Here is a 24,289-nt window from a genome sequence, read left to right as displayed (position 1 = left end):
CTCTGCGCGCCCTTGGCAGGGGAATAGCCTGTTCCCATGTCCTGCCACGGGAGTTTTCCCTGGGAGGACGGACGATGTCTTATGATTCGGGTGGTGCAGGCGCCTGGCGCAGTGATGGCGCGGCTCACGCCTACGATCCCTATCTGCATCCGGAACTGTTCCGCGGTGTCGCGACGCGGCGGGTGTTCGCGTTCCTGATCGACATGGTCGTGATCTCCGTTCCCGTCATCCTCGGCTACATCTTCATCGCGGTGTTCGGCGTGGTCACGCTCGGTCTCGGCTGGGCGCTGTTCTGGCTGGCCTGGCCCGCCTCCGTGGTCTGGGCCATCGTCTATTATGGCGCCTGCATCGGCGGTCCCTCCTCCGCGACGATCGGGATGCGGATCATGGACCTTGAATTGCGCACCTGGTACGGCGCGCCCGGCTATTTTGTCCTCGGCGCCACCCATGCCGTGCTGTTCTGGGTGACGGTGTCGTTCCTGTCGCCGTTCGTCGTGCTGGTCGGCCTGTTCAACGGCCGCCGGCGCCTGCTGCACGATTTCGTGCTGGGAACGGTCGTGATCAACAACTCGGTCCGTGCACCGGTGCCGCAAGCGGCCAGGACGTACTGATCAAGGACCTATCAACCAAGTCCGCTTAAGCTGGCTGACCTGACCTGCCAAGCGGACCGATTGACCCGGAGCTTTCGTAGCGCGATGCTGACATTCACTTCGGAGGCCCACGACGTCCCTTGACCCAGCACTCGCGCGACACCCCACAATTTTACCTCACGGCGCCGTCCCCCTGCCCGTATCTGCCGGGCCGCCATGAGCGCAAGGTGTTTACGCACCTCGTGGGTGAGCGCGCCGGCGACCTCAATGACCTCCTGACCCATGGCGGGTTCCGCCGCAGCCAGTCGATCGCCTACCGGCCGGCTTGTGACCAGTGCCGGGCCTGCGTGTCGGTCCGCGTCATCGCCAACGAGTTCCGCCCTTCCCGCAACTTCCGCAAGGTGATGGCACGCAACGCCGACATCATCGGCGAGCAGCGCAGCGCAGTCCCGACCTCTGAGCAATATTCGGTGTTCCGCGCCTATCTCGATGCCCGCCACCGCCATGGCGGCATGGCCGACATGACTGTGCTCGACTACGCCATGATGGTCGAGGACAGCCATGTCGAGACCCGGATCATCGAGTATCGCAAGCGCGGTCCCGACAGCGGCATCACCGGCCGCGGCGAGGAGTTGATCGCGGTCGCGCTCACCGACGTGCTCAGCGACGGCCTGTCGATGGTCTATTCGTTCTTCGAGCCGAGCCAGGTCAGCCGCTCGATGGGCACCTTCATGATCCTCGACCACATCGCACGCGCCCGCCGGCAAGGCCTTCCTTACGTCTATCTCGGCTACTGGATCGAGGGCTCCAAGAAGATGGACTACAAGGCCCGCTTCCTGCCGCAGCAGCGCCTCGCGCCCTCAGGCTGGCTGCGCATCGACGCGCAGGGCGACGCCGCGTCCGAGCCGCAGGATTAACATCGAGTTGTTCAAAGGCTCACCGATGAACGACGAATCGGAAAAGAGCGCGGTACCGAAGGCCGACACGAGCGAACTCTCTGCGCGCGATCGAAGTAAGCTATTTGAGCGCCTGCGGGCTCTGCGCGGTCGCCTCCCCTCCGATTTCAAGTTTGATCGAGACGAGGCGAACGACCGGTGAAGATCCTCACCCGAACAGCGTATCCGCCAGCAGCTTCAGATTCAAAACCACGATGACGCCCGCGACAATCCACGCGATCGCGGCAACGGAGACCGGAATGGTGAACTGCCCCATCTTGCGGCGGTCGGACACGAAGCGGACCAGCGGGATGACCGCGAAGGGCAGCTGCATCGACAGCACGACCTGGCTGAACACCAGCAAATCCGCGGTGCCGCGCTCGCCGTAGATCGCGGTGACAATGATCACCGGAACGATCGCAATACCGCGCGTCACAAGGCGGCGCGCCCAGCTCGGCAGGCGCAAATCGAGAAAGCCTTCCATCACGATCTGGCCGGCCAGCGTCGCCGTCACCGTCGAGTTGAGGCCTGACGCCAGCAGCGCCACCGCGAACAATGTCGAGGCGATGCCGAGACCGAGCAGCGGCGACAGCAGCTCAAAGGCCTGACCGATCTCGGCGACGTCGGAATGGCCGCTCTTGTGGAAGGTCGCGGCGGCGACCACGAGGATCGCGGCATTGATGAACAACGCCAGCATCAGGGCGATGGTCGAGTCCGTCGTCGCCCATTTGATCGCCTCGCGGCGCCCTTCGTCGTTACGCTCGTAGGCGCGCGTCTGCACGATCGAGGAGTGCAGATAAAGATTATGCGGCATCACCGTTGCGCCGATGATGCCGATCGCGATGTAAAGCATCTCGGGGTTGGTGAAGATCTCGGTCTTCGGCACAAATCCCCTCAACATCTCGGCAACCGGCGGCGCGGCCGCGGCAAGCTGGACCGTGAAGCAGACTGCGATCACGGCGAGCAGCGCGATGACGAAGGCTTCGAGGAAACGGAAGCCACGATTCATCAGGATGAGAAGCAGGAAGGCGTCCAGCGCAGCGATCAGCGCGCCGCCGACCAGGGGAATGCCGAACAGCAGCTTGAGCGCAATCGCGGTGCCGATCACCTCGGCGAGATCGCAGGCGATGATCGCTGCTTCGCAAGCGAGCCAGAGCATGAAGTTGGTCGCGGGCGAATAGGTCGCACGGCAGGCCTGCGCGAGATCGCGATCGGTGACGATGCCGAGCCGCGCCGCCAGCGACTGCAGCAGGATCGCCATCAAGTTCGAGAGCAGGATGACCGAGAGCAGCGTGTAGCCGAACCTCGATCCGCCGGCGAGGTCGGTCGCCCAGTTGCCGGGGTCCATATAGCCGACCGAGACCATGTAGCCCGGGCCGACAAAGGCCAGCAGCCGCCGCCACCATGCCCCCGCTGCGGGGATGGCCACCGTGGCGTTCACCTCGGCCAGGCTCTTGGTGGTCGGCGCGTCGGCGCGCCAGCCGGTGGCTTCAGGGGTCAGATCAGGCGATCGGGCATCCATGCTGGCACAATACTGAAGTCGAGGCTTATTGCAACTCATTTGCAACTGCATCTAGCCGCATCGGTTCCGCAGCCCTGTCGGGAAGCGGGTGGGTTTGGCCGTCCCAAGAGGCGCCTACTGGCGGCAGCTCGACTTTGCAGGAAACGCGCCATGTCAAATCCGCCTCGCCTCCCAAAAACCTTCAATCGCCTCGCCTGGTCCAACCTCGCGGCCCAGTCGGCCGAGCAGATCGCGCTGGCCGCGGCCCCGATCGTCGCCGTGCTGACGCTGGGCGTGGCGGAGGGCCAGACCGGCCTGCTCCAGACCGCCCTCACCCTACCCTTCGTCCTATTCGCCATTCCGGCCGGCCTGCTTGCCGATCGCATCTCCCGCCGCTCGCTGATGGCGGGCGCCGAGGCGCTGCGGGCGGTGGCGCTGGCAACGATCGTGCTGCTGCTCGCGCTCGGCGCGCTCAACCTGCCGCTGCTGGCGTTGCTCGGTTTTGCCGCCGTCTGTGGCACTGTCGTCTACAGCGTGGCCGCGCCGGCCCTGGTGCCCTCGCTGGTGAGCGCGGAGCTGCTGCCGGCTGCGAATGCCCGCATCGAGCTTGCACGCACCATTGCCTTCGCAAGCGGGCCCGCGCTCGGCGGCGCGCTGGTCGGTTGGTGGGGCGCAAGCCCGGCCTTCGGCTTTGCCGCGGCGCTCTCGGCCATTGCTGTGGTGCTGCTCTCTGGCATTTATGAACCGGCGCGTGCACCGGCGCCGCGGCGCCATCCGTTCCAGGACATCCGCGAGGGCGCGGCCTTCGTGTTTCACCATCCGCTGCTGCGGCCGGTGTTCGTCACGCAATTCATCTTCAACACCGGCTGGTTCCTGCAGATCGCGGTGTTCGTGCCCTACGCGGTGCGCCATCTCGGCCTGACCGCCGCCGGCGTCGGCGCCGTGCTGGCGATGTACGGCGTCGGGATGGTGATCGGCGCGCTGTTTGCGACACGCGTGATGAAGCGCATCGCCTTCGGCACCGTGGTCGGCCTCGGCCCGGTCACCGGCTTCGTCGCAGCTGCCGTGATGGCGCTGACGGTGCTGGTACCCTCACCGTGGCTTGCGGGCCTCAGCTTCTTCCTGCTCGGCGTCGGGCCGATCCTTTGGGTGATCTCGACCACGACCTTGCGCCAGTCGGTGACGCCGCCGCGCCTGCTCGGGCGCGTGTCCGCGATCAACATCATGAGCTACGGCGCCCGCCCGCTCGGCTCGGCGCTCGGCGCCATCGTCGGCGGCCTTTACAGCGCGGAAGCGTGCCTCTACCTCGCCGCAGCCGTGTTCGCCGTGCAGGCGCTCATCATTTGGCACTCGCCTGCGGTAGCGCTGGATCGGCAGCCGGCCATGGTGGGGGACGAAGTGACTGCGCGGTGCTAATTCGCCAGATACCGCTCGTAGCTCCCGGTCACCGGCTCGCTCGCGTCGACCTCGGGATCGAGCGTGTAGAGATCCTGCGCGCGGCCGATGCCGCGGAGCGCGTAGCGACCGGTGGAGACGAGGTAGCGGCGGCCGGCGGCGTCGAGGCCCTTGTAGAACTCTGCCGAGGCCAGCAGTTCGCGGTCGACCGAGCGGCTCATCGAGGCGATGCGGCTGACCTCGTTGACGGTCGGTCCCACCACGGTGAAATCGAGCCGGTCCTCGCTGCCGATATTGCCGTAGAAGACCTCGCCGACATGCAGCCCGATATAGGCCGACGTCGTCGGACGGCCTTCCACCGCCCGACGTTCATTCAGCGCCCCGATATTCTTGCGGAACAGGTGCTCGGCCCGTAGCGCGGCCCGCCGCGCATCCGCCATGTCCTCGCCCCAGAACATCGCGAGCACGCCGTCGCCGATCAGCTTCAGCACGTCGCCGCCGGCCTCGTGGATCGCGTCGATCACGGCCTGGGCATAGTCGTTGAGAAACGGGATGATCTCGTCCGGCCCAATGCTCTCGCTGATCCCGGTCGAGCCGCGCAGATCCGAATACCAGAGCACGGCATTGATGCGCTCGGTGACGCCGCGCGAAATGCGCCCGCGCAGGACCTGCTCCGACGCATCGCGTCCGAGATAGACGCGCCCCAGCGTCCGCACAATGTCGACCTGCTGCGCCGACTTGATCGCGAGTCCGAGCACCGGCACGAGATCGCGCAGCGCGGCGAGTTCGGCTTCCGTGAAGCCATCGTCGCGTCGCGTGGTCCAGGAGGAGTAGAGGCAGTCCATCTGCCCGAGCGCTCCGGTCTCGCCGAAGCGGTGCACGAAAGCCAGGAAATGGCGGTGACCCGTTTCGGCGAGGTCGCCGATTTGCGAGAAATCGAGCGAGGGCGCGTCGGCGAGGTCGATCACCATCTCGTCGTGGCCATGCTCGAGCAAATGATAAAACACCGAGCGGCGCCAGTTCTTGGCCGCGTCGCCCTCGGCGGTCGAGCCGTATTCGACCACGTCGCTCTCGTTGGTCGGCGTATCGCTCCAGCGGAAGGCGCGGCCCTCGTAAATCGGATGCAGCGTGTCGATGACGACGAGCCCGCGCGAGAGTTCCAGCCCTTCGGCTCGGCAGCGCTCGCAGAAGCCGCGCAAGAGTTCGGGTTCGGGCAGGCCGGTGAGCCCCTGGCCGGCCAGCCAGTTCATCAGCGCAAGGCGCGAGGTCAATTGCATGCGCCATTATGGCGTGCCTTCGTGACGAGCGGAAGGCCGCGCCCAACCAAGGCTCCCGCCCGCAGCAGGTCGAATATGTCGTGGACGCTGTTGACGCGCCCGCGCCTCGGGCTGCAAATGCAAATGATGACACCGACGACCAGACATACGGCGACATGAGCGGGCGCCAGCTTCCAATCATCCTGGCGCTCGGCACGACTCAGACCCTGGCCTGGGCCTCCAGCTATTATTTGCCGGCCCTGCTCGCCGATCCGATGGCGCACGATCTCGGCATCTCCACCAACTGGATCTTTGGCGCGTTCTCGGCTTCGCTGGTGATCTCCGCGATGCTGGGGCCGCGGATCGGGCGGCAGATCGATCTCTTCGGCGGGCGGCAGGTGCTGTCGGTCTCGAACCTGACCATTGCCGCCGGCCTCGTGCTCCTTGGATTGTCGCAGTCCGTTCCGGTGATGGCGTTCGCCTGGCTCGTGCTCGGCATCGGCATGGCGATGGGGCTCTATGATGCCGCTTTCGCCGCGCTCGGCCGCATCTATGGCACCGAAGCCCGCAGGCCCATCACCGGCATCACGCTGATGGCGGGCTTTGCCTCGACCGTCGGCTGGCCCCTCACTGCCTGGGGGCTCGCCCATATCGGCTGGCGCGACACGTGCTTCGCCTGGGCTGCCGCCAACATCCTGATCGGCCTGCCGCTCAATTTCTTCATGCTTCCGGCGATCAAGGGCGCCAAGCAGGCGGCTTCGACGGCGGAAAAACCGCATCTTCCGCTCGACCGCACCATCATCCTGCTGGCCTTCGTCTTCGCCGCGGTCTGGACCGTCACCGGCGCGATGGCCGTGCATTTTCCGCGCATCCTGGAGACCATGGGCGCGACCCATGTTGAGGCGATCGCGGCCGGCGCCCTGATCGGTCCGGCGCAAGTGGTCGCGCGCCTGCTCGAAGCAGGCTTTCTCAGTCGCTTTAATCCGCTGTGGTCGACGCGGCTCGCCTGCCTCACCCATCCGATCGGAGCTGCCGTCGTCGCCATCTTTGGAGCTCCTGCGGCGAGCGCGTTTGCGCTGTTCCACGGCTCCGGCAACGGCATCCTCACCATCGCGCGTGGCACGCTGCCACTGTCGATCTTCGGCCCGAAGGATTTTGGCTACCGCCTCGGCATCATCGGCGCGCCGGCGCGAATGGCGCAGGCGGTGGCGCCGCTGGCCTTCGGGCTGCTCATCGATGTCATGGGCGCCAAGGTGCTGATGGTCTCGTCCGCGCTCAGCCTGTCAGCGCTGGCTGCGCTGTTCCTGATCCGCGCGGCGCCGCGGCCGGATTGACCGAGCCTGCGCTTTCGCGCACAAGCGCACCATGACCGACGACAAAAGCCCGCCCCGCACGTTCCAAGGCCTCCTGCGCTGGGCCATCACGCCTCCGCAGGCCTGGGGCGTCTATCTCCTCGCCATCATCCTGGTCTGGCTCGTCTCCTTCTATGCCGGCACGCTAAAGCCGAAGAAGACGCCGGACACGAGCCCGCCGACGGTCACTGCGCCGAAAAGCTAAGCCGGAGAGCTAGGCCGGTTCGGCTGGGTGGTCGCGATCCAGATGCCGGCGAATACGGCGACCAGCCCGATCAGGAGATTCGGCGTGATCGGCTCGCCGATCAGTAGTGCCGCCAGCAAGGTCGCCGCGATCGGATTGACCGTCATGGTGTTGGCAACGCGTGTTGGCGTCGCGCGCGCCAGCGCTATGACCCAGAGGATGAAGGCGAGCGCGCCGCCGCCTGCGCCGAGATAGATTCCGGCGATCCATTGCGCCGTCGTGAAATGGTCGAGCGCGGCAAAGCTGCCCTTCGCAAGGCCCACGATCACCAGCACCGCAGCGCCCGCGCCCATGCCGACCGTCAGAAAGCCGAGCGCACTCGAGCGCTGCATGAGCGGTCGCGCCAGCACGTTGTAGAAGGCCATGCAGAACACCGCGCCGGTCATGATCAGCTCGCCGCGCCAGGCGCCCGGCGGGCTCTGCGCCAGGCCAGCCGCCAATGCCGCGGCAACGCCGAGCACGGCAATGCCGACGCCGCCGATCTTGCGCGCCGTCAGCCGTTCCACGCCAAGGATCGCACCGACGACCATGGTGTGGAGCGGCAGCGTCGCCAGCGCCAGACTGGCGCGCGCGGCAGTCGTGTAAGAGACTGCAATATTGTAGAGGATGAAGAACAGGCCGAAGAAGCAGATGCCGAGCGCCATCACGGCCGGCCAGTCCGCGCGCTGCGGCCAGCGCACACGGAGCAGCAGCGCACACGGCAGCAGGCACAGAAAGCCGATCCCCCAGCGCAGGATCGCTAGCATGACTGGATCGGCGCCGACAACGAGATAGCGGGTGATCGCAGCCGCCGTGCCGCCAATGCTGCTTGACGCCAGAGCGATCGCGACCCCGAGCCCTTCCCCCGCGCTTCGCCTCCCGTCCCGGAGCTTCTGGAGGCGGCTAGCACATCCCTGCTGCCACCTTGGTGGCAACAGGGTCGCCGGCGAAGCTATTCATAAAACTCCGGCGACATCTTCTGGCTGTCGCGCTGGGCCTTGTCGTGGTTGATCCAGAGCTGCCCCTTCTCCTTGTCGAGCGTGTCGGCGATCTTCTGCATCGAGGCGACCGACTGGTCCTTGCTGACATTGTTGACGGGAACGCGCCGGGCCTCCCAATTGCTCTTGAAGTGGACAGCGTCGCCGGAAAGCACGACCGCCCCGGTCTTCGGCAATTTCACCAGCAGCGACTGGTGCCCCGGCGTGTGACCGGGCGTCGAAAGGATGGTGATGCTGCCGTCGCCGAACACGTCCTTGTCGCCCGCGAGCAGCTCGACCGGATGCGACGGCTTGAAGCGCGGCTCGTTGTTGGCACCCGGCCAGTCATATTCGGCCTTCTGCACGTAGAGCGTCGCTTGCGGAAACATCTCGACATTACCAATGTGATCGGGGTGCGTATGCGAGACGCCCATCGCCTTGATGTCGGTGGGCTTGACGCCGATCTGCTCGAGCTGGACTGCGAGCGTCTTCGGCCGCTTCCAGGTCACGGCCTTCGGATCGGCAGGCGCAAGCCCGTTCGGCATCGCGGCGACGGCGTCGGGGATGCCGGTGTCCCACAGGAACCAGCCCTGGCTATGCTTGATGAGATAGCAGGTGTCGACGAAATCCATCGACTGGCCTTCGTTCACTCCGGGTGACCAGCGCCCGATGTCCCCGGCAACACCCTCACCGCAATTGATGATGTAGAGTCTCTCGACAGCCGGCTTTTGCGCGAACGCAGCCTGGGCGGACAGCGCGAATGCGGCAACGGCGAGAGCGAGCGTGATCTTGCGTGTCATCCTTGGTCCTCCCTGGCAGCGCCTACTAGCTGCGACCGAGGATCAACCCCGCCCCTGCCGCAGAATTCCGCTTCCACCCGGCCAGTATAGGCCCGAGCCACATATCTTTCGAACGCTCAGTACCAATGAAACCGGCGATTGACAGCGTGGCGCGATTTCGCTGTAATCAGCGCCATGGGGATTTGAGCGATCTCCCCACGAGGCGACATGCCCAAGTATCGCGTCCCGTTTGCTTTATGCGAGGACGCATCATGTCAAGTTTCACGACCATATCATCCGACAAGCTGGCGCGCCTGATCGGCACGGCCAACGCCCCTGCTCTGATCGATGTCCGCACCGAGGAGGATTTTGCCGCTGACCGGCGGCTGATCCCCGGCTCGATCAAGCTGAACCATGAGAATGTTGCTGAGTGGGGTACCGCCTTCGCCGGCCGCTCCGCGATCGTGTCATGCTTTCGCGGCGAAAAGCTTGCGCAGGGCACCGCGGCCTGGCTCAGGCAACTCGGCGTCCGGGCCGAGACGCTGGAAGGCGGCTTCGAGGGCTGGAAGGCGGCAAACCTGCCGCTCGTCGATACCCGCAAGCTGCCGCCACGCGATGCGAAAGGCCGCACCGTCTGGGTGACGCGGGCGCGGCCCAAGGTCGACCGCATCGCCTGTCCCTGGCTGATCCGCCGCTTCGTCGATCCCAATGCGGTGTTCTTGTTTGTTGCACCATCCGAGGTGGTCGCGGTCGGTGAGCGCTTCAACGGCGCCCCCTTCGACATCGAGAACGTGTTCTGGAGCCACCGCGGCGAGCTCTGCACCTTCGATGTCATGATCGAGGAGTTCGGCATTGCCACGCCGGCGCTGCTGCGGCTCGCCACGCTGGTGCGCGGCGCCGACACCGCGCGGCCGGATCTCGCGCCGGAGGCGCCCGGCCTGCTCGCGGCATCCCTCGGGCTGTCGCGGATGTATGATGACGATCTCGACCAGCTCGAGGCCGGCATGCTGCTCTACGACGCCTTCTATCGCTGGTGCCGCGATGCGACCGGAGAAACTCACAACTGGCCGACCAACAAGGCGAAGGCGTGATGGATATCCGTAATGCCCAAGCAGGAGCTGATGCCGGTCACGGCATCAGCTTCGGCGAGGCCTTTCGCGTTTGGCTCCGCGTCGCCTGCCTAAGTTTTGGCGGGCCCGCGGGCCAGATCGCGGTGATGCATCGGATCCTGGTCGAAGAGAAGAACTGGATCTCCGAGGGCCGCTTTCTGCATGCGCTGAACTACTGCATGCTGCTGCCCGGACCGGAGGCGCAACAACTCGCGACTTATGTCGGCTGGTTGATGCACCGAACCGCGGGCGGACTAATGGCGGGCGGACTATTCATTCTGCCCGGCATCATCGCCATCATGGGCCTGAGCTACGTCTACGCCGCCTTCGGCAATGTCAGCTTCGTCGAGGCGCTGTTCTTCGGGCTGAAGGCCGCCGTGCTCGCCATCGTCGTCGAGGCTGTGGTGCGGGTCGGCAAGCGCGCGCTAAAGAACCGCATCATGATCGCGCTCGCCGCAATCGCCTTCGTCGCCATCTTCTTCTTCGCGGTGCCCTTCCCCATCATCATCATCGCCGCCGGCGCGATCGGCTATGTCGGCGCCAAACAGGGCCGTCCCGAGTTCGCGCCGGCCGGTCACGGCAACGGCGGCAACGGCGCCTTGATCGACAGCATGCTCGGCGAAGCCGTGCCCGATCACGTCCGCCCCGACACCGGCCGCACGATCCGCGTCGGCGCGTTGTGGCTGGCGCTCTGGCTGGTGCCGGTGATCGCGCTCCTTCTGGCCCTCGGACAGGCCAGCGTGTTCAGCCAGATCGCGCTGTTCTTCTCAAAAATGGCGCTGGTCACCTTCGGCGGCGCCTATGCGGTGCTGGCTTATGTCGCCCAGCAGGCGGTCGAGCATTATCACTGGCTCAAGCCGGACGAGATGCTCGACGGCCTCGGCATGGCCGAGACCACGCCCGGGCCGCTGATCATGGTGCTCCAGTTCGTCGGCTTCATGGCGGCCTATCGCGACCCAAGCGGCCTGTCGCCAATGCTCGCCGCAACGCTCGGCGGATTGCTCGCGACCTGGGTCACGTTCACGCCCTGCTTCCTCTGGATCTTCGTCGGAGCCCCCTACATCGAGCGCTTGCGCGGCAATACCGGCCTCGCCAGCGCGCTCGGCGCAATCACCGCGGCCGTCGTCGGCGTGATCCTCAACCTCTCGATCTGGTTCGCGCTGCACACGCTGTTCCGCGACACCGTGCCGGTGCACGCATTCCCGCTGGATTTCGACAGGCCGGTGCTGGGGAGCGTCGATGTGCCCGCGCTCGTGCTGTCGATCGCGGCCGCAACCGCGATCTTCCGCTTCAAGCTCGGGATGCTGACGGTGCTCGGGGGCAGCTGCGCGGCGGGTGTGGCGCTGCGGACGGCGGGAGTGATCTAGAACCTAGAGCCCGTAGGATGGGTAGAGCGGGCCTCTACGCGGTGCGCCGCCACGGCGCCGATGGGCCAATTGGCGACACTGCTGGCGTTGTCTAATATGAGCGCGCCGACGGAGACGAGCTAGGGTTGATCGTATGGTTCGCGAAGTGCTGCACGACGTTCTTCATTTATTGATGTTTGCGGACCTCGGATGCGCTGTCGTAGTTTTCGCTCTTGGAATCGGAACGGCGTTTTTCAGAGCCGGCGAGTGGTGGGATCGACGCAGCAGCCTGTTTTCGCTTCGGGTCCCCCTGCCTGGCCAATTCTCAAAGGAGTATTACGCTTCGTGGCGGAGATCTCTGTGGCTGGGCGTTGCATTCGTGGTGTTGGTAGCTGTATTGGCGTTCTTGTTGTGGCTCGACATGCTTATCGCATCTTAGGCAGGATGCAGACTTGGCCTACACATATTCAAGGTCGCCTGTGGCCGCTCGTCCTCGCATCTGAGCTTGGGCGCTCCGGCGCAAGTTGTATCGGCGCCTCAAGTCCCGCAATGGCTCTGAAACTGCCGTTCATCAGAACCGTCCTCAACGTACTCGTCACAACGCCCCATGGATCGTTGCCCGTCGGGCAAAACAGCTGTGCTCGGCATGAGCTCACGCGTCAAGTCCCGCCAGGCAAAATATTCCACTTTACCGAAATTCTGATTTCGCGTACAAGCGAAACACCCTGGCCTTCGACAAGGGGCGGATCGCGATCGTCACGAACCGCGGGCCAGGCAGCGATGGACGCGACGGCGTCGGGCGCGAGCGGCATTGCAGGGCGGCCTTGGCCGTGAGCAATGATCGTCGTGCCTACGACACGACGCTGACAGCGTCTTCGCATGGCTCCGGGCGTGAGCACAAGCGCTCCCGGAGTTCCAGCGAAGACGTGCGCGGACGAATAAGTCGTGTGGTCCTGACGCCCGGAGCCTGTGCGTCAAGTCCTGCGGCGACGTTGCGGCCCGACCGGGCACGCGCATCGGTCATCTGCAGGGCGACGGGGGCAATAGTGCATCGCTCCCCGGGGAGAGCACGAAGGACACGTTAAAACCATCGCGCAGGGAAGGCCGGGTGATCCGGCGAACCTGCGGTCCACCCCGTGTGCATTTCTATGGCGCACGGACCTTGCGGGTGCCAGCCGGCGCCCGGCCTTCCCTGCGCCCTCGTCTCCACGAGAGCGCTTGCGAGACAAAACTCGGGCGAAAGGCGCCGCGAGAATGCAAAGATGTGTCTGCTGTTTGAAATGTGAATTGGAGGGCGACAGTCTCGCCGCTTGCTCCGTCATTGCGAGCGGCGCGAAGCAATCCAGACTGTCTCCGCGGAAAGATTCTGGATTGCTTCGCTGCGCTCGCAATGACGAGGAGGCGAGAGCCGCCCTACCCGATCACCCTGCCGAACTTGTTCGACTTCGGGAAACCCTTCGGCGGCAGGCGGCCGGCGTCGGCGCGGGTGCCTTGCCATTCGGCGAGCTCCTTCATGGTCGCCGAGAATTCGCGCCCCGCCGAGTCCTTCCACGTAAGGCCCGCCTTGGCCTCGAAGACAGCGATGTCAGAAAGGCCGCCGTCCTTGTATTTTTGCAGCCTCACGCCGCGGCCACGCGCCATCTCCGGCACCTGGTCGAGCGGGAAGATCAGCATCTTGCGGTTCTCGCCGATCACCGCGACGGTATCGCCGATCACCTCGGTGACCGTGCGCGCCTCGTTCGGCATGTCGACGTTGAGGACCTGCTTGCCCTTCTTGGTGGTGCCGACGCAATCGTCCTCGTTGACGACAAAGCCCTGGCCCTCGTGGCTCGCGACCAGGAATTTGCGTCCGCCCTTGTTGACGAACAGCGTGACAGGAGCGGCCTCCGGCTCGAGGTCGATGTATTGGCGGATCGGCTCACCATGACCGCGGCCGCCCGGCAGTTTCGCGACATCGAGCGAGTAGAACTTTCCGTTGGTCGCGAACAGCAGCAGCTTCGAGGTCGTCTCCGCGAAGAAGGCGAAGCCGAGCTTGTCGTCCTGCTTGAAGGCGAGCCCCGAGAGATCCTCGACATGGCCCTTCATGGTGCGGATCCAGCCCTTGTCGGAGACGACGACCGTCACCGGCTCACGCTCGACGAGCGCTTCCTCCATCGCGGCAAGATCGTGCTCGGGCGCATCCGCAAAGGTGGTGCGGCGCTTGCCGAGCGGCGTCTTGGGTCCGAACATGTCGCGGACCTTGCCGACCTGCTCGGCGACCTTCTTCCATTGCTCGGGCTCGGACGCGAGCAGTCCCTCGATGCCCTTCAGCTCCTTGCGCAGATCCTTGTCCTCGGTACGGATCTCCATTTCCTCAAGCTTGCGCAGGCGACGCAGGCGCATATCGAGGATCGCCTCGGCCTGCACCTCCGTAAGCTTGAATGTCTTCATAAGAACCGGCTTCGGCTCGTCCTCGGTGCGGATGATCCTGATCACCTCATCGATGTTCAGGAAGGCGATCAGATAACCGCCGAGGATCTCGAGCCGGTTCTCGATCTGCGTCTTGCGAAAATTGCTGCGGCGGATCAGGACGTCACGCAGATGGTCGAGCCATTCGCGCAGGCACTCCGCGAGGCCGACAACCCTGGGGATGCGGCCCTTCATCAACACGTTGAGGTTCAGCGGAATCTTGCTTTCCAGCTCGGTCAGCCGAAACAGCGATTCCATCATCAAGGCCGGATCGACATTCTTCGACTTCGGCTCGATGATAAGACGCACGTCTTCGGCGGATTCGTCGCGGACCTCGCCAACCAGAGGCAGCTTCTTCTGGTCGAGAAGCTCGGCGATCTTCTCGACCATGCGCGACTTCTGCACCAGAAAGGGGATCTCGGTGACGACGACGACCCAGGTGCCGCGCGTACCCTCCTCCTGCTCCCATCGGGCGCGAACACGGAACGAGCCGCGGCCGGTGGTGTAGGCCTCAGCGATGGCCTGCTTGGAATCGACGCAGATGCCGCCGGTCGGGAAATCCGGACCCTTCACCCACTTCAGAAGCGCCTTGGATTTCGCGTCGGGCTTCTCGATCAGATGCAGCGCGGCATCGCAAAGCTCCGCGGCGTTGTGCGGCGGGATCGAGGTCGCCATGCCGACCGCGATGCCCTGCGCGCCGTTGGCGAGCAGGTTCGGAAAGCCACCCGGCAGAACCACCGGCTCTTTCGACTGGCCATCGTAGTTGGGACGGAACTCGACGCCGTCCTCGTCGATGCCGTCGAGCAGAAGCCGCGCGACATCAGTCATGCGCGCTTCGGTGTAACGGTAGGCGGCCGGATTATCGCCGTCGATATTGCCGAAATTACCCTGGCCGTCGACCAGCGGGTAGCGCGAGGAGAAATCCTGCGCGAGGCGCACCATGGCATCGTAGATCGCCTGGTCGCCGTGCGGATGGAACGAGCCCATCACGTCGCCGACGATCTTGGCGGACTTCTTGAAACCGGACCCCGGGTCCAGCCTGAGCAGGCGCATGCCGTAGAGAATGCGCCGGTGCACCGGCTTCAGGCCGTCGCGCGCGTCGGGCAGCGCGCGATGCATGATGGTAGAGAGCGCGTACGCAAGATAGCGCTCTTCCAGCGCTTCACGCAGCGGCACATCATGAATTTCGGCCGGTTCTTCCGGCGGAACGATTCGTTTTCCCATGCCGCCCGGTTAAACCGTGGAAGCGAATCGGGCAAGGATGGATTGGTTCCGTGCGGGCTTCTACTGCCCTGCCCAGCCGGCGGCTACAGTTGGCTGGACCTTCGCCTGAGCGGTGACAGGCGCATTGGCCAGGCAACGCCGGGCGGCCTCGATCTCGGCCTCCGTTGCGCCCTTGGACCGCGCCCATGCCTCTGCGGCCGCAGCGGAATATTTGGCGACATAGAACCTGACGACCGTGCAGGAAGCGCGACGAAACACGCTTGGTTGCTCGCCTGCGAGGGCGTCCGGCGCCAGCGCCATCAGCGCTGCCGATACGATAAGTCCCTTGATCAGCATCAGGTTATCCCCCGGGGGTTGGAACCCAGGGGCCAATCCGGGAAACCCGCTTTGGTTCCGCCAAGAGCTGCCTGATTGGGCAATACAGAGCCGCGCTGACGTCATGGCGACGAGTTGCCCCCTTTTCAGGACGCAGGAAGGGCGGTTTTGGCCTGCTGCCGCGTCAGCGCATTGATGAAGCCGGCGCGCGCGTCGGAATGGACTTGCCCCCGCGGCTCCAGAACATGGCGCAGCAGGAACAGGCCGGTCAGCCGAAAGCCGTCCTGGAGATCCTGATCGGTAAGCTCGCTCGCGGTTTCGCCACGGCGCAGGAAGGATGGCAGCCGCAGCAGCCGGTCGCGCCACGGCTCGCCCGCGCCGCGGGACACCGCGCCGCCTGATTTGGGCGAGACGTAGATCAGGTCTGTGGTCTCTCCGGTCACCGCGCAATTCTCAAGAGCGAGCCCGAAGCCGAGCTCTGCGAGCATCGCCAGCTCGAAATGAATGAGATGCACGGCCGCGCTGCCGATGTCGTCGAAATCGTCGAGCGAATGTTCGAGTAGCGCGAAGATGTCGTTGTGCGGATCGCGCTCCGGCAGCAGCCGCGCAATCGAGGCCAGATGCGTGACGCCGTAGACGCCATGGGACGATTCCAGCAGCGTCGCCGCGCGCAACTTCAATCCCTCGATCGCGTAGGTGCCGAGATGCTCGTCGAGCCGCGCCCGCCACACCGCGCTGACGCTGTTCCCCGGCTGCAAGAGCGGCCGCATCCGCGAGCCGGCACCGCCGCGCACGAGACCGAGATGCCGGCCGTGCTGGCGCGTCAAGAGCTCGACGATGGCGCTGCTTTCGCCATGCCGCCGCACGCCCAGCACGATGCCTTCGTCGGTCCATTCCATGGGATCGATTGTAGCGCAATTCGAGCGCTTGTAGGGTGGGCAAAGCGGAAGCGTGCCCACCAATTTGATCCACGCGACGCGGACGATCAATGGTGGGCACGGCGCGCCAGGGCGCGCCTTTGCAAACCTACGGCACCGCGCGAGACCTCACGCGTTGAACCAGCCCTGCGCGTCGCCGGTGAACGAGAAATATAGCCCGAACACCGTCAGCACGCAGGAGACGATCTCGATGGCGCTGTCGAGCTCCATGCCCCTCTCGCCGATGATCTGGCCGAGCGAGATCACGGAGAGCACCAGCGCTGCGGCCAGCACCCAGCGCGGCCAGTTCTTGCGCCAGCGCGCCGCCAGCCAGACGAAATAGATCAGCAGAGAAATCATTACGCCGGCGAGCAGCGTCGACGTCATGATCATCTGCTCGGTCATCTCGGTGGTGGGCGTGCGGTCCTGCACCGCCACAGACAGCGCATCCAGCATCAGCGACGCATAGAGCAACGCTTCGAAGCGCTGGACGTTACGGGGCACACTCATCAAATACCGATCTGTTCTTGCTTATTCCTTGGGAAATTCCAGGCCCATCTCGCGATAGCGATCGGGATCGTCGCCCCAGTTCTCGCGCACCTTGACGAACAGGAACAGATGCACCGGCACGCCTAGAATCTCGGCGATTTCCTTGCGCGCGTCCGCGCCGATCGACTTGATGGTAGCGCCGCCAGCGCCGAGCACGATCTTGCGCTGGCTTTCGCGCTCCACGAAGATCGTCTGCTCGATGCGCACCGACTTGTCCTTGCGCTCCTCCCACTTGTCGGTCTCGACCGTGGACTGGTAGGGCAATTCCTGGTGCAGCTTGCGATAGATCTTCTCGCGCGTGATCTCGGCCGCAAGCTGCCGCATCGGCGCATCCGACATCTGGTCCTCGGGATAGAGGAACGGACCCGGCGGCACCATCGCGGCCAGCGTCTGCCTGAGGTCATCGACGCCGTCGCCCGAGATTGCCGCGATCATGAAGGTCTTCGCGAACGGCATGCGCTCGTTGGCGGCCTGCGCCAGCGCCAGCAGCTTCTCGCGCTGGACCAGGTCGACCTTGTTGATGACTAGGATCTTCTCGTGTTTCACGCTGGCAACCTTGCCGAGGATCGCCTCGGCTTCCTCGTCGATCCCGGCCTTGGCGTCGAGCAGCACGCAGACGAGATCGGCGTCATGCGCCCCGCTCCAGGCGGTCGAGACCATGGCGCGGTCGAGCCGGCGCTTGGGCAGGAAGATGCCAGGCGTGTCGACCAGGATTACTTGCGCGTTGTTCTCGATCACGATGCCGCGGATCAGCGCGCGCGTGGTCTGCACCTTGCGCGAGACGATTGTGACCTTGGCCCCGACCAGCGCATTGACCAGCGTGGACTTGCCGACATTCGGCGCGCCGATCAGCGCAACGAAGCCGCAGCGCGTAGCAATGGGCGCCTCGCCGCTCGCTTCAGCCGTCATTGCCGCCACCAACGCCTTCGCGCTCGATCATGACGGAGGCCGCGACCTTCTCCGCCGCGCGCTTGCTGCCGCCGGTGCCTTCGGCCGGCGCCAAACCCGGCAGGTCAACAGCAACGCGGAACTCCGGATCGTGATGCGGGCCGGTGCGCTCGACCTCGCGATAGACAGGCGTCGGCAGCCCCTTCCCCTGCGCCCATTCCTGCAGCACGGTCTTGGGATCGCGCAGCGGCCGCCGCGGCTTGTGCATGCGCTCGGTCCAGTTGCGCTTGACGAACTCGTCCGCCGCCGCATGGCCTCCGTCGAGGAAGATCGCGCCGATCACCGCCTCGCAGATATCACCGAGAATGGACTTGCGCAGGCGCGCATCGGCGCTGGAGCCGACCGAACCGAGCTTGATGTCATCGAGCAGACCGAGCGACTTGGCGACGTCGGCGCAGCTCTCCTTGCGCACGAGCTCGGCAAGCCGCTTGGACAACTCGCCCTCATCGGCATTCGGGAAGGCATGATAGAGCATGTCGGACACGACGAGCCCGAGCACGTGGTCGCCGAGGAACTCCAGCCGCTGATAGCTGTCGCCGCGCTTGCGTCCGGACTTCAGCGCCGAAACGTGGGTGATCGCCTGCATCAGCAGGTTCGGATCGGCGAAGTTGTGGCCGATGCGCGCCTCGAGCGCCGCATTCGCATCAGCTGCCGCCTTGGCCTTGCTGCTCCGCGTCCGCTTCTTCTTCGCCGGAGCCTTGGTTTCAGCAGTCTTGGTATCAGGCGCCTTGGTATCAGGCGTTTTGGTCGCAAGCGTCTTGGTTGCAGCTTCGCCCTCAGGAGCGGCTTGCGCCTCGATCGATTGGGTCGTGATGTCCTTGGCTTCGTCTTTCATCGGACGATTTTGAAGAAACGATTCCAGCGCACCGCCCACGGCCAGCGCCAGAACATCCAGGCATGCTCGCCTTCGGCGATCGAGAAGAAGATCATCTGGGCACGGCCGATCAGGTTCTCCTGCGGCACATAGCCGACCTGGCCGAGGAAGCGGCTGTCGGTGGAGTTGTCGCGGTTGTCGCCCATCATGAAGAAATGGCCTGATGGCACGGTGTAGACGTTGGTGTTGTCCATGTAGCCGTTGTCGGCGCAATCGAGCGTCTCGTAGGAGACACCGTTCGGCAGCGTCTCCTTCCAGCGCTTCACACGCGAGATGCCGCTGCCTTCGGAGCCGCAGGGATCCTCGCCGACATACTCGCTCATGCGCTGGCGCTCGACCGGGGTGTCGTTGATGTAGAGCAGACCCTCCTTCATCTGGACGTGGTCGCCAGGCAAGCCGATCACGCGCTTGATGTAGTCGGTGGTGTCGTCCTTCGGCAGCCGGAACACGACGATGTCGCCGCGGTTCGGATCCGAGCCCCAGATCCGTCCCGAGAACAGCGGCGGCGAGAACGGAATCGAGTAGTGGCTGTAGCCGTAGGAATATTTCGAGACGAACAGATAGTCGCCGACCAGCAGCGTCGCCTTCATCGAGCCGGACGGGATGTTGAACGGCTGGAACAGGAAGGTGCGGATCACCAGCGCGATCAGGAGAGCATGGATCACGACCCGGATCGTCTCGCCGACGCCGCTTTCAGTTTTCGTTCCCGAAGTCACGCTCATTGCTCTCTCAATTCCGGCCGGCGATCACAGAAGGCCCTCCTCCCGCGAACGGCCCACCGATTCGCAGCCCAAGGAGATTGTCCTGATTCTGATAGTGAGGGCCAATTCCGGCGTAAAGCCGAATTCGACCAGCCTGATTTGCGTCCGCGGACTTTTAGACGGTTGTCGCAGGCCACGCAATCAAGGATCGCATCAAAAACAAATAAGGTATTGATTTTTAATACGAATTATAAAATTAACGCCGACCTTCAGGGCTTCGCCCGCGGCACGGCGGAAATGACCACGAAGGCCTGCGCCAACGGCCAGTCGTCCGTGATCGACAGGTCGATCTGGGCCTCGAATCCCTCGGGCGTCAGGGCCAGGAGCCGGGCCAGCGCCCCCCCGGTCAGCCGCATCGACGGCCGGCCCCCGGGCAGGTTGACCACGCCCATGTCGCGCCACCACACGCCCTGCCTGATGCCGGTGCCGAGGGCCTTGGAGCAGGCCTCCTTGGCGGCAAAGCGCTTGGCGTAGGTCGCCACCACCATCTTCTCGTTCTTGGCCCGCCGCTCCGCCTTGGCCCGCTCGGCCGCAGTGAAGATGCGGTCGAGGAAACGCTCGCCATGGCGCTCCATCACCTTCGCCACGCGGGTGATGTCGATGAGGTCGGAGCCGATCCCGATGATCATGCCCGGCTCCGTCCGACATCCATTGCCGCGCGCATCGTGCGCACCGTCTCCGCAAGACCGACGAACAGCGCCTCGCCGATCATGTAGTAGCCGATGTTGAGCTCCATGATTTCAGGCAGCGCGGCAATCTTCTCGGCCGTCGCGTAGTCCAACCCGTGGCCGGCATGGACCTCGAGGCCTGCGTCCTTCGCGAGCTTCACGCCCGCCACGATCCGCCGCCATTCAGCCTCGGCCTTGTCGCTGTGGCCGTCGACCACGGCGTCGCACCAGGCGCCGGTGTGGATCTCGATCACAGGCGCGCGCAGCCGCGCCGCCATCTCGATTTGCGCAGGGTCCGCAGCAATGAACAGCGAGACGCGGATGCCGACATCGTTCAGCCGCGCGATATGGGGCGCGAGCGCATTGTGCTGGCCGACCACGTCGAGGCCGCCCTCGGTCGTCACCTCCTGGCGCCGCTCCGGCACCAGGCACACCGCATGCGGCTTGGTTGCGAGCGAGATGCGCATCATGTCGTCGGTCGCCGCCATCTCGAAATTCAGCGGCTTGGAGATCTGCGCCTTCAGCCGCGCCATGTCCTCGTCGCGGATGTGCCTGCGGTCTTCGCGCAGATGCGCGGTGATACCGTCGGCGCCGGCCTCGATCGCAAGCAGCGCGGCGCGGACCGGATCGGGATGGCGGCCGCCGCGAGCGTTACGGACGGTCGCGACATGATCGATATTGACGCCGAGGCGGAGCGGAGATGCAGGCATTTCAGGACTCACGAGATCGGAGGTACAGGCGATTGCGACAGACGCCTATCCATTAACACGTTCGACGCGGGCGACGACCGCCTTGGCGCGCAGCTGGGCCAGGATCGCGCTCAAATGCTTGAGATCGTAGACTTCGAGATCGATCGTCGTCTCTGTGAAGTCGGGCGAGCGGCGCTGCATGCTGATATTGTCGATGTTGCCGTCATGCTCGGCGATCACGGTCGCGATCTGCGCCAGTGCGCCGGGCTCGTTGACATTCTCGACCTTGATGCGCGCCGGGAAGCGTTGCGGCGCCGAATCCTCGATGTCCCAGCGGACGTCGAGCCAGCGCTCCGGCTCCTCCTCGAAATCCTTCAGCGCCGGCGACTGGATCGGATAGATCGTGATCCCCTCGCCCGGCGTGACGATGCCGACGATGCGATCGCCGGGCACGGCGCCGCCGTTCGGCGCGAACTTCACCGGCAGGTCGGAATTGTTGCCGCCAATGGGGATCGCAACCGGGCGGCGCGGCGGCTCCAGCGCCTTCTCCTTGAGCTTGGCGGCGAGCCCCTTCTTGACGCCGTAGCGCGCGACGCGCTCCTCCTTGTAGTCGGGATACATCGCGCGCGCGACGTGGGAGGCCTTGATCTCGCCGCGGCCGACCGCGGCCATGACGTCCTCGATCGAGGTGCGCGCCAGCCGCGGCAGCGCACCCTTGAGCTTGTCATCGGCGTATTCGATCTTGGCGCGCTCGAACAGGCGCTCGACGATGCGCCGGCCGAGGCCGACATATTGATCGCGCACCGCGGTGCGCGTGGCACGCCGGATCGCAGCGCGCGCCTTGCCGGTGACCGCGAGCGTCTCCCAGGCCGAGGGCGGCGCCGACTGGGCTTCCGAGGTCAGCACCTCGACCTCGTCGCCGTTCTGAAGCTCAGACGACAGCGGCGCGAACTGGCCGTTGATCTTGCAGCCGACCGCGCTGTTGCCGACGTCGGTATGCACGGCATAGGCGAAGTCGATCACATTGGCATGGCGCGGCAGCGCGATCAGCTTGCCCTTCGGGGTGAAGCAGAACACCTGGTCGTGGAACAGCTCGAGCTTGGTGTGCTCGAGAAATTCCTCGGGGTTGGCGCTCTCGGAGAGGATGCCGATGGTGTGGCGCAGCCAGGCGAACGCGGTGGATTCGCGCTTGAGGAATTCGGTCGGCGAGCCCACACCTTCCTTGTAGAAGACGTGCGCGGCGATGCCGCGCTCGGCGATCTGGTCCATCGCCTCGGTGCGGATCTGGAGCTCGACGCGCTGGTTGCCGGGGCCGATCACGGTGGTGTGGATCGAGCGGTAGTCGTTCTGCTTCGGCGTCGAGATGTAGTCCTTGAAACGCCCCGGCACGACTGGCCACGTTGTGTGGACGATGCCGAGCGCGCGATAGCAGGCCTCGATGTCGTTGACGACGACGCGGAAGCCGAAGATATCGGACAATTGCTCGAAGCCGACCGACTTGCGCTCCATCTTGGTCCAGATCGAAAACGGCTTCTTGCGGCGGCCATAGACCCGCGCGCCGAGACCCCTGTGGCGCAGATTGTTGGAGAGCTGGTCCTCGATCTCGCCGATCAGATTGCGGTTGCGCTCGGCGAGCGCATCGAGCCGCTGCATCACCACCGAATAGGCCTCGGGATCGAGGGTGCGGAAGGACAGGTCCTCCAGCTCCTCGCGCATTTCCTGCATGCCCATACGCCCGGCCAGCGGCGCGTAGATGTCGAGCGTCTCCTCGGCAATGCGCCGCCGCGACTCGGTCGGCACGAAGTCGAGCGTGCGCATGTTGTGCAGGCGGTCGGCGAGCTTGACCAGGAGCACGCGGACATCGTCGGCAATCGCCAGCAACAATTTGCGTAGGTTCTCGGCCTGCTTGGCCTCGCGCGACACCAGCTCGAGCCGCTTCAGCTTGGTCAGGCCCTCAACCAGCGCGCCGATCTCGGGGCCGAACAGCTGATCTATCTCCGCCCGCGTCGCCTCGGTGTCCTCGATCGTGTCGTGCAGCAGCGCGGCGACGATGGTCGCGTCATCGAGCTTCAGGTCGGTGAGAATCGCCGCGACTTCGAGCGGATGCGAGAAATACGGGTCGCCGGAAGCGCGGGTCTGCGAGCCGTGCGCCTTCATGGCGTAGACATAGGCGCGGTTCAGCAGATCTTCGTCGGTGCTCGGATTGTAGGACCGGACGCGTTCGACGAGGTCATATTGACGCATCATGCGCGCGCGCGGCTTCGCTGGCCGTGCCACCGGCGCAGTCGGGGCCACGGCAACCGATTCGGTTGCGGCCTGCATCTGCGTGGGTCTGCGGCGTCGATACACCATGCCGTCCTGCCTTCAAACGGACCATGAAACGGCCCGTTGTATACATCCTAAGCTCCGATCGCGGACACGGCCGATCAATTCAATGACAGGCGCGCGGCGCAATCCGGCAGCGCTATGGTAACCACGAAAACGCCAACAAAAGCAAAGGCCCGAACACGGGTTCGGGCCTTTGATAAGATCACAAGAAGTCGACGATCACGATAGGACGATTACTCGTCCTCCTCGGGCTGCTCTTCGGGCGGCGCGAGGCCTTCGAGGCCCTTCAGGAGCTCCTCTTCGGTCATGCGCTCCACGGCGACTTCGGTATCGTCGGCATCGACGCTGGCGCCGGCGGAACCGATCAGCGGCACCGTATCCGGCTCGGGCTCGTCCACCTCGACGAACTTCTGGAGGGAGTGCACGAGCTCCTCGCGGAGATCCTCCGGCGAGATGGTCTCGTCGGCAATTTCACGCAAAGATACAACAGGGTTCTTGTCGTTATCGCGGTCAACCGTTAGTTGTGAACCGGACGAGATCATGCGGGCACGGTGGGCGGCCAGCAGGACCAGGTCAAACCGGTTGTCGACCTTGTCGATACAATCTTCTACGGTGACGCGAGCCATAGACTGTCGCTCCGTTGTGGGTGGGACGAAATATGTGGATGATTGGGGGTAGTTATAGGGGCCGGGGCGGTTTCGCAAGGCAAATTTGTGATTTGGCCTCGCCAAACGCCTCTGCTACCTCCACATTGGGGCTGGGATGGGTGGTTTCCCGGGCCGCCATTGAGGGCGGCGACGGGTGTATGAAGGTCCGCCATAACTATACCTTGATTGCCCCGACTTCTCCGGATTTGCGGTTTCGACGGGTTTTGGCAGGACTTTGAATTGCGCGGCTTGCTGCCGCCGCGCCAACAATAAACGATTTATCACGAACACTACGCGAGCAAACTGAATGTCACCTTCCCCTACCAACAAGATCGCGCTCTTCATCGACGGGGCCAATCTTTACGCAACTGCGAAAACTCTGGGCTTCGACATCGACTACAAGCGCCTTCTGAAGGAATTTCAGAGCCGCGGGACGCTGTTGCGTGCGTTCTATTACA

General features: G+C 64.7%; 23 protein-coding genes. 8 read left to right on the top strand and 15 right to left on the bottom strand.

The genetic code is table 11. The features are described from left to right. Positions 1-74: 74 nt before the first annotated feature. Together FXB38_RS24470 and FXB38_RS24465 are read left to right on the top strand one after the other, a co-directional pair. Complete coding sequence (locus tag FXB38_RS24470; RefSeq protein WP_148753512.1) at positions 75-611, top strand: RDD family protein; 537 nt, start codon at positions 75-77, stop codon at positions 609-611. 119 nt (positions 612-730) lie between these two features. Beyond that, on the top strand, positions 731-1,507 hold the full coding sequence (locus FXB38_RS24465; RefSeq protein ID WP_027529977.1) for an arginyltransferase: 777 nt from the start codon (positions 731-733) through the stop codon (positions 1,505-1,507). A gap of 187 nt (positions 1,508-1,694) precedes the next feature. Here FXB38_RS24465 and FXB38_RS24455 read toward each other — a convergent pair whose 3' ends face one another. Beyond that, positions 1,695-3,047 carry an Nramp family divalent metal transporter gene (locus tag FXB38_RS24455; RefSeq protein WP_148753511.1) on the bottom strand — a complete coding sequence of 451 codons (1,353 nt, stop codon included), beginning with the start codon at positions 3,045-3,047 and terminating at the stop codon, positions 1,695-1,697. 150 nt (positions 3,048-3,197) lie between these two features. On the opposite strand from FXB38_RS24455, the gene FXB38_RS24450 reads away from it, so the two are divergent. Further along, positions 3,198-4,442 carry an MFS transporter gene (locus tag FXB38_RS24450; RefSeq protein ID WP_148753510.1) on the top strand — a complete coding sequence of 415 codons (1,245 nt, stop codon included), beginning with the start codon at positions 3,198-3,200 and terminating at the stop codon, positions 4,440-4,442. On the opposite strand, the gene FXB38_RS24445 is transcribed toward FXB38_RS24450, so the two are convergent. Next, entirely contained in the window at positions 4,439-5,698 is a 1,260-nt protein-coding gene (locus FXB38_RS24445; protein WP_148753509.1) for an adenylate/guanylate cyclase domain-containing protein, read from the bottom strand. The genes FXB38_RS24450 and FXB38_RS24445 overlap by 4 nt on opposite strands. A 155-nt stretch (positions 5,699-5,853) precedes the next feature. Here FXB38_RS24445 and FXB38_RS24440 point away from each other — a divergent pair, with 155 nt between their 5' ends. After that, positions 5,854-7,011 (top strand): MFS transporter, encoded by a 1,158-nt coding sequence (locus FXB38_RS24440; RefSeq protein WP_148753836.1) that lies wholly within the window; start codon positions 5,854-5,856, stop codon positions 7,009-7,011. A 31-nt stretch (positions 7,012-7,042) separates the two neighbouring features. Then, positions 7,043-7,234 carry a hypothetical protein gene (locus tag FXB38_RS24435; RefSeq protein ID WP_148753508.1) on the top strand — a complete coding sequence of 64 codons (192 nt, stop codon included), beginning with the start codon at positions 7,043-7,045 and terminating at the stop codon, positions 7,232-7,234. Here the strand turns inward: FXB38_RS24435 and FXB38_RS24430 are convergent. Both FXB38_RS24430 and FXB38_RS24425 read right to left on the bottom strand, forming a co-directional pair. After that, positions 7,231-8,097, bottom strand: a complete 867-nt coding sequence (locus FXB38_RS24430; RefSeq protein ID WP_148753835.1) for a DMT family transporter — start codon at positions 8,095-8,097, stop codon at positions 7,231-7,233. The two genes, FXB38_RS24435 and FXB38_RS24430, sit on opposite strands and share 4 nt — an antisense overlap. Before the next feature lie 107 nt (positions 8,098-8,204). After that, the gene (locus FXB38_RS24425) at positions 8,205-9,029 is read right to left on the bottom strand and encodes an N-acyl homoserine lactonase family protein (RefSeq protein ID WP_148753507.1); all 825 of its coding nucleotides are present in this window, start codon (positions 9,027-9,029) and stop codon (positions 8,205-8,207) included. Between the two features lie 251 nt (positions 9,030-9,280). Between FXB38_RS24425 and FXB38_RS24420 the strand changes: the two genes are divergently transcribed. Together FXB38_RS24420 and chrA are read left to right on the top strand one after the other, a co-directional pair. Then, positions 9,281-10,099 (top strand): chromate resistance protein ChrB domain-containing protein, encoded by an 819-nt coding sequence (locus tag FXB38_RS24420; RefSeq protein ID WP_148753506.1) that lies wholly within the window; start codon positions 9,281-9,283, stop codon positions 10,097-10,099. Then, the gene (chrA, locus tag FXB38_RS24415; protein ID WP_148753505.1) at positions 10,099-11,484 is read left to right on the top strand and encodes a chromate efflux transporter; all 1,386 of its coding nucleotides are present in this window, start codon (positions 10,099-10,101) and stop codon (positions 11,482-11,484) included. The genes FXB38_RS24420 and chrA overlap by 1 nt, the downstream gene beginning before the upstream one ends. Before the next feature lie 1,392 nt (positions 11,485-12,876). Here the strand turns inward: chrA and parC are convergent. The 11 genes from parC to rpoZ all read right to left on the bottom strand — a co-directional run bounded on the left by parC (position 12,877) and on the right by rpoZ (position 23,810). Next, positions 12,877-15,135 (bottom strand): DNA topoisomerase IV subunit A, encoded by a 2,259-nt coding sequence (gene parC, locus FXB38_RS24400; protein WP_148753503.1) that lies wholly within the window; start codon positions 15,133-15,135, stop codon positions 12,877-12,879. 60 nt (positions 15,136-15,195) lie between these two features. Further along, positions 15,196-15,471: a hypothetical protein gene (locus FXB38_RS24395; RefSeq protein WP_148753502.1), complete on the bottom strand. Its 276-nt coding sequence runs from the start codon at positions 15,469-15,471 to the stop codon at positions 15,196-15,198. A gap of 125 nt (positions 15,472-15,596) precedes the next feature. Then, entirely contained in the window at positions 15,597-16,349 is a 753-nt protein-coding gene (gene recO, locus FXB38_RS24390; RefSeq protein ID WP_148753501.1) for a DNA repair protein RecO, read from the bottom strand. 147 nt (positions 16,350-16,496) lie between these two features. After that, complete coding sequence (locus FXB38_RS24385) at positions 16,497-16,877, bottom strand: hypothetical protein (RefSeq protein WP_148753500.1); 381 nt, start codon at positions 16,875-16,877, stop codon at positions 16,497-16,499. A gap of 21 nt (positions 16,878-16,898) precedes the next feature. Beyond that, positions 16,899-17,825, bottom strand: a complete 927-nt coding sequence (era, locus tag FXB38_RS24380; RefSeq protein WP_148753499.1) for a GTPase Era — start codon at positions 17,823-17,825, stop codon at positions 16,899-16,901. Further along, a complete protein-coding gene (gene rnc, locus FXB38_RS24375) occupies positions 17,815-18,699 on the bottom strand; it encodes a ribonuclease III (RefSeq protein ID WP_148753498.1) in 885 nt (294 codons plus the stop codon). Before rnc ends, era begins: the two co-directional genes overlap by 11 nt. Beyond that, positions 18,696-19,460 (bottom strand): signal peptidase I, encoded by a 765-nt coding sequence (lepB, locus tag FXB38_RS24370; RefSeq protein WP_148753497.1) that lies wholly within the window; start codon positions 19,458-19,460, stop codon positions 18,696-18,698. The genes rnc and lepB overlap by 4 nt, the downstream gene beginning before the upstream one ends. Positions 19,461-19,708: 248 nt before the next feature. Further along, complete coding sequence (acpS, locus tag FXB38_RS24365; RefSeq protein WP_148753496.1) at positions 19,709-20,128, bottom strand: holo-ACP synthase; 420 nt, start codon at positions 20,126-20,128, stop codon at positions 19,709-19,711. Beyond that, entirely contained in the window at positions 20,125-20,877 is a 753-nt protein-coding gene (locus FXB38_RS24360) for a pyridoxine 5'-phosphate synthase (RefSeq protein ID WP_148753495.1), read from the bottom strand. The genes acpS and FXB38_RS24360 overlap by 4 nt, the downstream gene beginning before the upstream one ends. A gap of 45 nt (positions 20,878-20,922) precedes the next feature. Next, complete coding sequence (locus tag FXB38_RS24355) at positions 20,923-23,208, bottom strand: RelA/SpoT family protein (RefSeq protein ID WP_148753494.1); 2,286 nt, start codon at positions 23,206-23,208, stop codon at positions 20,923-20,925. 209 nt (positions 23,209-23,417) lie between these two features. After that, positions 23,418-23,810: a DNA-directed RNA polymerase subunit omega gene (gene rpoZ / locus FXB38_RS24350; protein ID WP_014494742.1), complete on the bottom strand. Its 393-nt coding sequence runs from the start codon at positions 23,808-23,810 to the stop codon at positions 23,418-23,420. A 328-nt stretch (positions 23,811-24,138) separates the two neighbouring features. Here rpoZ and FXB38_RS24345 point away from each other — a divergent pair. Beyond that, the coding region (locus FXB38_RS24345) for an NYN domain-containing protein (protein ID WP_148753493.1) at positions 24,139-24,289 on the top strand (151 nt) is incomplete at its 3' end.

Origin of the sequence: Bradyrhizobium cytisi (assembly GCF_008123515.1) — a bacterium.
Classification (GTDB): domain Bacteria; phylum Pseudomonadota; class Alphaproteobacteria; order Rhizobiales; family Xanthobacteraceae; genus Bradyrhizobium; species Bradyrhizobium cytisi.
This window is presented reverse-complemented; position numbering and strand designations above follow the sequence as displayed.